The organism is Acinetobacter sp. CIP 101934, assembly GCF_000369585.1.
GTDB lineage: Bacteria > Pseudomonadota > Gammaproteobacteria > Pseudomonadales > Moraxellaceae > Acinetobacter > Acinetobacter schindleri.
On record NZ_KB850094.1, the window covers coordinates 2,641,696 to 2,652,859 of the forward strand.

Sequence of the window (11,164 nt, forward strand, 5' to 3'; positions counted from 1 at the left end):
ATTCCCTCTCCTGCTAGGAGAGGGTTAGGGAGAGGTGTATCAATTCCCCCTCTCCTAACCTCTCCCAAAGGGAGAGGAAAATTTATTTCTTAATAAATTTCTGTTTAATATCTTATTGATAACGATAACGTGCAGAACGTGCATGTGCATCAAGATTTTCTTCTTGCGCCAAGATATCAGCAGTTTTCGCTAAAGTTTTCACGCCTTGTTCAGAGCACATAATCAGACTTGAACGTTTTTGGAAATCATATACGCCCAGTGGTGATGAAAAACGTGCTGTCCCTGAGGTTGGTAAGACATGATTTGGCCCTGCACAGTAATCACCAATCGCTTCAGGTGTATAACGCCCCATGAAGATCGCACCAGCATGACGAATATCTTCCGCCATTTCCTGTGCTTCATCTAAGCACAGCATCAAGTGTTCTGGTGCCACTTGGTTAATGAGTTCAGCACCTTCAGCACGATCTTTCACTAATACCAGTGCACCACGGTTCTCGATAGACGTACGTGCGATCTCAGCTTTTGGTAAAGCTTCTAAGTGTTTTTCAATCCATTCGCCAACTGCATTCAACAACGCTTCATCAGGTGTAATGAATACTGCTTGCGCAACCGTGTCATGCTCAGCTTGTGACAATAAATCCATTGCCAGCCACTCAGCATTATTTTCACCTTCTGCATACACTAGAATTTCAGAAGGTCCGGCAATCATATCGATACCGACTTGACCAAATACCGCACGTTTTGCCGCAGCAACGAAACGGTTACCCGGGCCTGTGATTTTATCTACAGATGGAATGCTTTCTGTACCATAGGCTAATGCTGCAACCGCTTGCGCACCACCAATGGTAAATACACGGGTCACGCCTGCCAAATATGCTGCTGCAAGTACCAATGGATTTAAGTCACCATTTGGCGCAGGTACCACCATAATAATTTCAGGTACACCTGCAACATGGGCAGGTACTGCATTCATCAATACTGAAGATGGATACGATGCCAAACCGCCCGGTACATAAATACCCACACGATCAAGTGGTGTGACTTTTTGACCTAAGGTATTACCTAAAGCATCGACATAGGTCCAGCCATCTTGCTTTTGTGCTTGGTGGAATTCACGTACACGGTTGGCAGCGAGTTCTAAAGCTTCACGCACTTCAACTGTTAAACCATCAAAGGCAGCTTTCAATTGTTCTTGAGTCAGTTCCAGATCTGAAAATTGATGCGCTGGATGTCGATCGAACTGCTGAGTAAGTTTAAGAACATGAGCATCACCATGCTGACGCACATCAGCAATGATTTGATCTACGGTTTTTAAAAGTTCAGGATCACTCACTGTTTCAAAAGCTAACAAGTCAGCAAATACCTGCTTGAAGTTTTGATCTTGAGTCGATAAACGTCGCATCAATTTACCCACAAGGTTGATATGGAAAAGATTAGTTTACCTGTTTTAACAGGCTTTGTGGTTATCTATCTACTTTCTTGAGCATGAGTTTTATTGGAAATAGCATTCGGCAAAATTGATGATTTCTCTAAACTCTCTATCAAATTCTGAATATAAAAAAAACCGTCCTTGCAGACGGTCTTTTAGAACAATAAAAATTAAGCTTTTTTCGCTTGTTCACGTGCTTCAACTGCTTGTTCAAGCTGTGCCAAAATTGGATTGAGCAAGGCTTGTTTACGCTTAAAGCTGGCTTTATTGACAATCAGACGTGACGACACTTTACAAATTTCTTCCAATGGCTCAAGACCATTGGCACGAAGGGTATTGCCTGTATCGACCACATCAACAATATAATCGCCTAGACCTACAAGTGGTGCAAGTTCCATAGAACCATAAAGCTTGATCACATCAACCTGCTCACCTAGGCTTGCATAATATTGACGGGTTAAATTCACATACTTAGTCGCAATTTTAAGACGGCCTTTCGGACGTTCCATACCAACCTTGCCTGCTGTCATCAGTTTACAGTTGGCAATTTTTAGATCTAATGGCTCATAGACATTTTGCGCGCCATGCTCCATCAACACATCTTTACCTGCCACACCGATGTCTGCTGCGCCATTTTCAACATAGGTTGGCACATCAGAAGCACGTAAAATCAGAATACGAACGTGTTTATGGGTTGTCGGGAAAATTAGCTTTCGAGACTTATCCGGGTCTTCCAGCAGGTTAATACCTGCCGTTTCAAGTAACGGTAGAGTTTCTTTTAAAATACGGCCCTTACTTAATGCTAAAGTTAAACCATGATCAAAATTGCCCATTACGTCAAAGTTTGGATCATCGTTTCTCATATCGCTCATTAACTTACTCGCTTAATTTGGGCGCCTAAACCTTGTAACTTCGCTTCGACATCTTCATAACCGCGGTCAATATGATAGATACGGTCAATCACTGTTTCCCCTTCAGCGGCAAGCGCTGCCAGTACCAAAGAGAATGAAGCACGTAAATCTGTCGCCATCACTGGTGCTGCAGAAAGTTTTTCCACACCTGTCACCACAGCATCATTACCTTCCACCTGAATATTCGCCCCCATACGAGCCAATTCAGGAACATGCATGAAACGGTTTTCAAAAATCGTTTCGGAAATTGTCGCAAAACCGCGGCCAATTGCATTCACTGCCATTAGCTGCGCCTGCATATCTGTTGGAAATTCTGGATGCGGCAAAGTACGGAAGCTGACAGCTTTCGGGCGTTTACCCATCATATCCAGTTCGATCCAGTCGTCACCACGTGTAACTTCTGCACCCATTTCTTCAAATTTTTCCAATACTGATTCAAGCAGGTTTGGATCTGTATTCGTTGTTTTTACTTTACCACCAGTAATTGCAGCAGCAGCTAAATATGAACCAGTTTCAATACGGTCAGCAACCACAGCATATTCACAGCCATGCAGGCTTTCAACACCAGTGACAATCAGCGTATCTGTGTCTAAACCTTCAATCTTGGCACCCATTTTAATCAGCATTTGCGCAAGATCGGTAATTTCAGGTTCACGTGCTGCATTACGGATTGTCGTTACGCCATCTGCCAGCACAGCCGCCATCAGAATATTTTCGGTACCACCCACAGTCACCATGTCAAAGACAACTTCGCCACCTTTCAGACGACCATCAACTTTGGCATGGACATAACCAGCTTCCACCTGAATTTCAGCACCAAGCGCTTCCAAAGCTTTTAAATGCTGATCAACAGGACGAGAACCAATCGCACAACCGCCAGGTAAAGACACCTGTGCACTACCGTAGCGCGCCAGCAATGGACCAAGCACCAAAATGGATGCACGCATAGTTTTTACTAACTCATATGGTGCAAACTGGTTATCCAGGGTTGAAGTATCCGCAACCACAGTATCACCTTCATATTTCATGGTGATCCCGAGACCGGCAATAAGTTTAACCAATGTGTTTACATCTTTCAGATTAGGCACATTGGTCAAGGTAATGGGAGTATCTGCAAGAATCATTGCAGCCAGTAGTGGAAGTGCTGCGTTTTTCGCACCGGAAATACGCACTTCACCTTCGAGCTTATTGCCGCCCTGAATTAAAAATTTATCCATTAATCTATTAAGCTCCAAATAAGCTTGCTTTGCGCCATTCTTCTTTGGTCATTGCGCGAATTGTTACGGCATGGACTTCACCACTGGCGATATAAGAATTGAGAGGAGCATAAACAGCTTGTTGTCGAGCAACTGGTCGCTTACCATCGAATTGATCATCCACAATACGGAGATCATATTTGCCGCCCTGACCACTCACAGCAATGTCAGCCTCTGGGAACGCGGCTTTTAAGATTTCAGCGAGCTGTTCATTATTCATCACAAGACCTCTTATAGGACTAAGGGTGTAAAACGGATCATTTTACTATAAATAAAAAAAATAATTCATTAGTCACATACATTATATATATAAAAAAAGAGGCTTTTAAAAACCTCTTTTTCCATTCTGCCCGATTATAAAGCCAATGGCTGATAATCCAGGTTCATTTTTCGATATCGATCAATTTGTTTTTTTAATTTTTCTGTCAAAAGCTTGATCGAGGTATACATATCATCGGCATTGGCATGCGCAAAAAATTCGATTCCCGGTAATCTGATAATTGCTTCCGCAATATGATTACTGCTTCCTTTTTTAGAGCGCTTATCAATCTGATGATCTTTTGAAAGTTTAACCTGCATACTGTTCACTTGATCCAGATGTTTAGTCATCTGCTGGAACTTTGTTTTTATAGTATCTTCAATTGCTGGCGTAATAGATAAATGATGTCCACGAATTGTTATTTGCATAGTTCTATCCCTCAACTTCGTTAGGATTAGACGAGTCACAGTCAAATGATTCGATGACAATAACCAATGCAAGGTTACAGTTCAGAAATTGGATCAAATCATTTTACGGTTCCTCAAAAGAAAAAGAGATTCATCATAGTGTCATGATGAATCTCTAGAATAGTCAGATTTTAAAACTTAGATCAAGACCTTTCGTTCAGAAGATGAAGGAATATGTAACGATTCACGATATTTAGCGACTGTACGTCTTGCTACATCAATACCTTCCTCTTTTAACATATTGGCAATTGCATTATCCGACAACGGCTTACGTATATTTTCCTCAGAAATCAATTTCTTAATCTTGGCACGAATCGCAGTTGAAGATGCTTCCCCACCCGAAGTCGTACCGACATGACTGGAAAAGAAATATTTCAATTCAAAAAGGCCACGCGGTGTCAGCATGTATTTATTGGTTGTTACCCGAGAAACAGTAGATTCATGAAGTTCAACTTCTTCAGCAATATCACGTAATACTAGAGGTTTCATCCCTTCAGCACCAATTTCTAAAAAAGCTTTTTGGTGTTCGACAATACAAGTGGCTACTTTTAACAAAGTCTTATGACGTTCATCGATACTTTTAATGAAATTTTTTGCTTCCAGCATCTGGTTTCTTAAATATTGATTGTCATCACTTTGATCAGCACGACGGATCATATTGGCATAAAACGAATTCACACGTAGTTTTGGCATCACGTCAGGATTCAACATTACCTGCCAGCAGTCATTCTTTTTCAACACGACAACATCGGGCACCTGATAATCAGATTCGCGATCTTCAAATTCCAGACCAGGATGGGGTTTTAATGTTTTAAGTAAATCTACTGCACAGCGTAACTGCTCTGGATTCAAACCAGTTTGCTTAATCAGCCGAGGTAATTCATTGGTAATGAGCAGTTCATAGTGTTGTAGCAGCTTGATCGCATCATTACGACAAGGTGTGGAAGCGGACAAATTATCCAGCTGAACCATCAGGCATTCAGCCAAATTGCGCGAACCGACACCAATAGGCTCTAATCGTTGAATATGTTTGAGTACTACAAGGACTTCATCATCTTCAATTTCCTCCTCATAGCCCATGCTTTGTAACAAGTGTTGAACTGAGGTGGTAATTTCCGAAATTTCGACTTCAAGAAAGCCTTTATCATCTAAGGAGTCAATAATACAATGCGCAATCAACTTATCAATTTTAGAAAAATGCAGAAGATTTACCTGTTCAATCAGATGTTGCTGCAGGCTTAAATGTCCCTGCCGATTATCCTCACGTTCTTCGTATTCAGCTGCACCTAAACTAGTGGGCTGATGGGTATATACATCATCCCAATCAGTATCCACAGGCAAATCATCAGGCAAATGATCTGCATTCAATTCATTGGTTAAGTCTTTTTGGTCATGCTCAACTTCAGAAGTAGATAAACTTTCTAAATTTGATTGTTCTTCAACTTTTTCCAGCAAAGGATTACTATCTAGCTGTAACTGAATTTCCTGTTCAAGTTCCAGACTCGACAGTTGCAATAATCGAATTGCTTGCTGTAATTGTGGAGTTAATGACAGCGAGTTCGCAACTTTTAAGCCCACTGATAATTTCATTGTTACCCCTCATTATTCAAACCGCGCTTTCTAAGCAATTTTTATGCCGCTTTATTTTTTTATAACATAGATTTGTTAAATTACATACAATTCCTTGTATTTTTTATGCACTATTTAAGCTATTTATTTTAAATATTAATATTAATTAGTATCTTATTTTTATCAAATGATCTTATTTGCTTTTAAAAATTGGAAATAAATTAAAAAATTACATAAAAAAACACCCCCTGTCAAATGACAGGGGGTGTTTAGAATAATGAGCTGGCGATGACTTACTCTCACATGGGAAACCCCACACTACCATCAGCGCTAAGAGGTTTCACTTCTGAGTTCGGGAAGGGATCAGGTGGTTCACTCTTGCTATGGTCGCCAGCACAACTGGTATGACTTTGCGTTTGGTCTTATTCGCTTTGCATTGCTGCTTTGCTTGCCGTTGCTTGGTCAAATGAGTTTAACAGATAATATCTGAGTCGAATTGTATGTTCTAGCGTTAGCTGAATCAAGTATTTCAAGACCGTTTGGTCTTTAATGAATCAATCTCTGCTCACTGCTTGCGCAGTTCGTACAACAACTGTTTGGGTGTTGTATAGTCAAGCCTCACGAGCAATTAGTATTGGTCAGCTTCACATATCGCTACACTTCCACATCCAACCTATCAACGTCGTAGTCTTCAACGGCTCTTTAGGTGACATAAAGTCACAGGGAAATCTTATCTTGAGGTAGGCTTCCCGCTTAGATGCTTTCAGCGGTTATCCCTTCCGAACATAGCTACCCGGCGATGCGACTGGCGTCACAACCGGTACACCAGAGGTTCGTCCACTCTGGTCCTCTCGTACTAGGAGCAGATCCTCTCAAATTTCCAGCGCCCACGGTAGATAGGGACCGAACTGTCTCACGACGTTCTAAACCCAGCTCGCGTACCTCTTTAAATGGCGAACAGCCATACCCTTGGGACCTGCTTCAGCCCCAGGATGAGATGAGCCGACATCGAGGTGCCAAACACCGCCGTCGATATGAACTCTTGGGCGGTATCAGCCTGTTATCCCCAGAGTACCTTTTATCCGTTGAGCGATGGCCCTTCCATACAGAACCACCGGATCACTAAGACCTACTTTCGTACCTGCTCGACTTGTGGGTCTCGCAGTTAAGCGCGCTTTTGCCTTTATACTCTACGCGTGATTTCCGACCACGCTGAGCGCACCTTCGTACTCCTCCGTTACTCTTTAGGAGGAGACCGCCCCAGTCAAACTACCCACCAGACATGGTCCTCGTCCCGGATAACGGGACAGAGTTAGAACCTCAATATTACCAGGGTGGTATTTCAAGGACGGCTCCATGGCAACTAGCGTCGCCACTTCAAAGCCTCCCACCTATCCTACACAAGTAAGATCAAAGTTCAATGTCAAGCTGCAGTAAAGGTTCACGGGGTCTTTCCGTCTAGCCGCGGGTACACCGCATCTTCACGGCGATTTCGATTTCACTGAGCCTCTGCTGGAGACAGCGCCCCCATCATTATGCCATTCGTGCAGGTCGGAACTTACCCGACAAGGAATTTCGCTACCTTAGGACCGTTATAGTTACGGCCGCCGTTTACTGGGGCTTCGATCAATAGCTTCGCTTGCGCTAACCACATCAATTAACCTTCCAGCACCGGGCAGGCATCACACCCTATACGTCCACTTTCGTGTTTGCAGAGTGCTATGTTTTTAATAAACAGTTGCAGGGGCCTGGTTTCTGAGGCTGCCAACAGCTCAAGGAGCAAGTCCTATCACCGCCGGCAGCGTACCTTCTCCCGAAGTTACGGTACCATTTTGCCTAGTTCCTTCAGCAGAGTTCTCTCAAGCGCTTTGGTCTACTCGACCTGACCACCTGTGTCGGTTTCGGGTACGATTCCTGTTTAACTGAAGCTTAGAGACTTTTCCTGGAAGTATGGTATCAGCCACTTCACTGTACAAGTACAGCTTGCTATCAGTTCTCAGCATAGAGTACCCCGGATTTGCCTAAGATACATGCCTACAACCTTCCACCTGGACAACCAACGCCAGGCTGACTTAACCTTCTCCGTCCTCTCATCGCATTAAACAGAAGTATTGGAATATTAACCAATTTCCCATCGACTACGCCTCTCGGCCTCGCCTTAGGGGTCGACTCACCCAGCCCCGATTAACGTTGGACTGGAACCCTTGGTCTTTCAGCGAGCGGGTTTTTCACCCGCTTTGTCGTTACTCACGTCAGCATTCGCACTTCTGATACCTCCAGCAGACTTCTCAATCCACCTTCATCGGCTTACAGAACGCTCCCCTACCACTTGCAATAAATTGCAAATCCGCAGCTTCGGCATATAGTTTTAGCCCCGTTACATCTTCCGCGCAGGCCGACTCGACTAGTGAGCTATTACGCTTTCTTTAAAGGGTGGCTGCTTCTAAGCCAACCTCCTAGCTGTCTATGCCTTCCCACATCGTTTCCCACTTAACTATAATTTAGGGGCCTTAGCTGGCGGTCTGGATTGTTTTCCTCTTGACTACGGACGTTAGCACCCGCAGTCTGTCTCCCGGATAGTACTCATTGGTATTCGGAGTTTGCATCGGTTTGGTAAGTCGGGATGACCCCCTAGCCGAAACAGTGCTCTACCCCCAATGGTATTCGTCCGAGGCGCTACCTAAATAGCTTTCGGGGAGAACCAGCTATCACCGAGTTTGATTAGCCTTTCACCCCTATCCACAAGTCATCCCCTGGCTTTTCAACGACAGTGGGTTCGGTCCTCCAGTCAGTGTTACCTAACCTTCAACCTGCTCATGGATAGATCACCCGGTTTCGGGTCTATACCCAGCAACTAAACGCCCTATTAAGACTCGGTTTCCCTACGGCTCCCCTATACGGTTAACCTCGCTACTGAATATAAGTCGCTGACCCATTATACAAAAGGTACGCAGTCACCACACAAAGTGGCTCCCACTGCTTGTATGCATGCGGTTTCAGGATCTATTTCACTCCCCTCACAGGGGTTCTTTTCGCCTTTCCCTCACGGTACTGGTTCACTATCGGTCAGTCAGGAGTATTTAGCCTTGGAGGATGGTCCCCCCATATTCAGACAAGGTTTCACGTGCCTCGCCCTACTCGACATCATCATATCAGCCCTTTCGTGTACAGGACTATCACCCACTATGGTTGCACTTCCCAGAGCATTCCACTAAAACTGATATGACTTAATGGGCTGTTCCCCGTTCGCTCGCCGCTACTGAGGGAATCTCAATTGATTTCTTTTCCTAGAGGTACTGAGATGTTTCACTTCCCTCCGTTCGCCTCGCATGACTATGTATTCATCATACGATACCTGGCTTATACCAGGTGGGTTTCCCCATTCAGACATCTCCGGATCACAGGATATTTGCCGCCTCCCCGGAGCTTTTCGCAGGCTATCACGTCTTTCTTCGCCTCTGACTGCCAAGGCATCCACCACATGCACTTAATTACTTGACTATACAACCCCAAACAGTCGTTTGTTCCTACAAGTAGAACAACCAACATAACAGTTTAGTGTCTCGTGCACTTAAGCACCGTACAGCTTCAATTAGATTCATATACCAAAACGCTTGATTCAGTTTAATCGCTAGAACTCATTTCTTGTAGTTGCCTACTTGAAACGAGTTTGAACAAATTATTTCAACTCAAATATATTCTGTTAATGATTTTTCCAGCCTTCGTCAGGTCAGGAAACTGTGATAAATCACAGAGATTATCAAGTGCGCGTATCATAACGCTTGTACTTGCTAATCTCTAGGATCTAAACACTTGATCGCTTAGGAACTAAACAACTTCATCACTGTATGATTACATACTGCGCGAAGCGTAGCTTCTTGCTTAAATTTCAAGGAAAAGCATGCTTTTCTTATCTTGAAATTTGGTGGAGACTAGGAGAGTCGAACTCCTGACCTCCTGCGTGCAAAGCAGGCGCTCTACCAACTAAGCTAAGTCCCCAGCTTATCATATAGGATTCAATGTTCTGATTTTCTGCTTTACTCTGCAATTGCTTGCTTCGTCAGTAGTGGTGGGTCTGACAAGACTTGAACTTGTGACCCCACGCTTATCAAGCGTGTGCTCTAACCAACTGAGCTACAGACCCTCAGATACATCGTCATGAAGAACAACTTGTTGTGGATTCTTACCAATCGTCAATCTTTCGTTAAGGAGGTGATCCAGCCGCAGGTTCCCCTACGGCTACCTTGTTACGACTTCACCCCAGTCATCTGCCACACCGTGGTAAGCGTCCTCCTTGCGGTTAGACTACCTACTTCTGGTGCAACAAACTCCCATGGTGTGACGGGCGGTGTGTACAAGGCCCGGGAACGTATTCACCGCGGCATTCTGATCCGCGATTACTAGCGATTCCGACTTCACGCAGTCGAGTTGCAGACTGCGATCCGGACTACGATCGGCTTTTTGAGATTAGCATCCTCTCGCGAGGTAGCAACCCTTTGTACCGACCATTGTAGCACGTGTGTAGCCCTGGCCGTAAGGGCCATGATGACTTGACGTCGTCCCCGCCTTCCTCCAGTTTGTCACTGGCAGTATCCTTAAAGTTCCCGGCATGACCCGCTGGCAAATAAGGAAAAGGGTTGCGCTCGTTGCGGGACTTAACCCAACATCTCACGACACGAGCTGACGACAGCCATGCAGCACCTGTATCTAAGTTCCCGAAGGCACCAATCCATCTCTGGAAAGTTCTTAGTATGTCAAGGCCAGGTAAGGTTCTTCGCGTTGCATCGAATTAAACCACATGCTCCACCGCTTGTGCGGGCCCCCGTCAATTCATTTGAGTTTTAGTCTTGCGACCGTACTCCCCAGGCGGTCTACTTATCGCGTTAGCTGCGCCACTAAAGCCTCAAAGGCCCCAACGGCTAGTAGACATCGTTTACGGCATGGACTACCAGGGTATCTAATCCTGTTTGCTCCCCATGCTTTCGTACCTCAGCGTCAGTATTAGGCCAGATGGCTGCCTTCGCCATCGGTATTCCTCCAGATCTCTACGCATTTCACCGCTACACCTGGAATTCTACCATCCTCTCCCATACTCTAGCTTTCCAGTATCGAATGCAATTCCTAAGTTAAGCTCAGGGATTTCACATCCGACTTAAAAAGCCGCCTACGCACGCTTTACGCCCAGTAAATCCGATTAACGCTCGCACCCTCTGTATTACCGCGGCTGCTGGCACAGAGTTAGCCGGTGCTTATTCTGCGAGTAACGTCCACTC

At 44.6% G+C, this 11,164-nt stretch carries 6 protein-coding genes, 2 tRNA genes, 2 rRNA genes and 2 other annotated features; all 10 genes read right to left on the reverse strand.

From position 1 onward, the window contains the following. Positions 1–112: 112 nt before the first annotated feature. Positions 113–1,414: a histidinol dehydrogenase gene (gene hisD / locus F899_RS12810; RefSeq protein WP_026056791.1), complete on the reverse strand. Its 1,302-nt coding sequence runs from the start codon at positions 1,412–1,414 to the stop codon at positions 113–115. Positions 1,415–1,599: 185 nt separating this feature from the next. Beyond that, positions 1,600–2,301, reverse strand: coding sequence for an ATP phosphoribosyltransferase (gene hisG, locus F899_RS12815; RefSeq protein WP_004891537.1), 702 nt, complete (start codon positions 2,299–2,301; stop codon positions 1,600–1,602). Continuing rightward, a complete protein-coding gene (murA, locus tag F899_RS12820; protein ID WP_004814459.1) occupies positions 2,301–3,557 on the reverse strand; it encodes a UDP-N-acetylglucosamine 1-carboxyvinyltransferase in 1,257 nt (418 codons plus the stop codon). The genes hisG and murA overlap by 1 nt, the downstream gene beginning before the upstream one ends. A 7-nt stretch (positions 3,558–3,564) precedes the next feature. After that, complete coding sequence (gene ibaG, locus F899_RS12825) at positions 3,565–3,816, reverse strand: BolA family iron metabolism protein IbaG (protein WP_004814457.1); 252 nt, start codon at positions 3,814–3,816, stop codon at positions 3,565–3,567. A 134-nt stretch (positions 3,817–3,950) separates the two neighbouring features. After that, a complete protein-coding gene (gene hpf, locus F899_RS12830; protein WP_005223166.1) occupies positions 3,951–4,283 on the reverse strand; it encodes a ribosome hibernation-promoting factor, HPF/YfiA family in 333 nt (110 codons plus the stop codon). 177 nt (positions 4,284–4,460) lie between these two features. Beyond that, complete coding sequence (locus F899_RS12835; protein ID WP_005223167.1) at positions 4,461–5,912, reverse strand: RNA polymerase factor sigma-54; 1,452 nt, start codon at positions 5,910–5,912, stop codon at positions 4,461–4,463. A 259-nt stretch (positions 5,913–6,171) separates the two neighbouring features. Continuing rightward, a 5S ribosomal RNA gene (gene rrf / locus F899_RS12840) occupies positions 6,172–6,286 on the reverse strand. Positions 6,287–6,498: 212 nt separating this feature from the next. Further along, positions 6,499–9,392, reverse strand: a 23S ribosomal RNA gene (locus F899_RS12845). Positions 9,393–9,814: 422 nt separating this feature from the next. Continuing rightward, a tRNA-Ala gene (locus F899_RS12850) sits at positions 9,815–9,890 on the reverse strand. A gap of 68 nt (positions 9,891–9,958) precedes the next feature. Further along, positions 9,959–10,035: transfer RNA gene (locus F899_RS12855), tRNA-Ile, on the reverse strand. A gap of 74 nt (positions 10,036–10,109) precedes the next feature. Beyond that, positions 10,110–11,083: a sequence feature (most likely nonfunctional fraction of RNA operon), on the reverse strand. A gap of 11 nt (positions 11,084–11,094) precedes the next feature. Beyond that, positions 11,095–11,142, reverse strand: a sequence feature (16S ribosomal RNA rRNA prediction is too short). Positions 11,143–11,164: the final 22 nt, after the last annotated feature.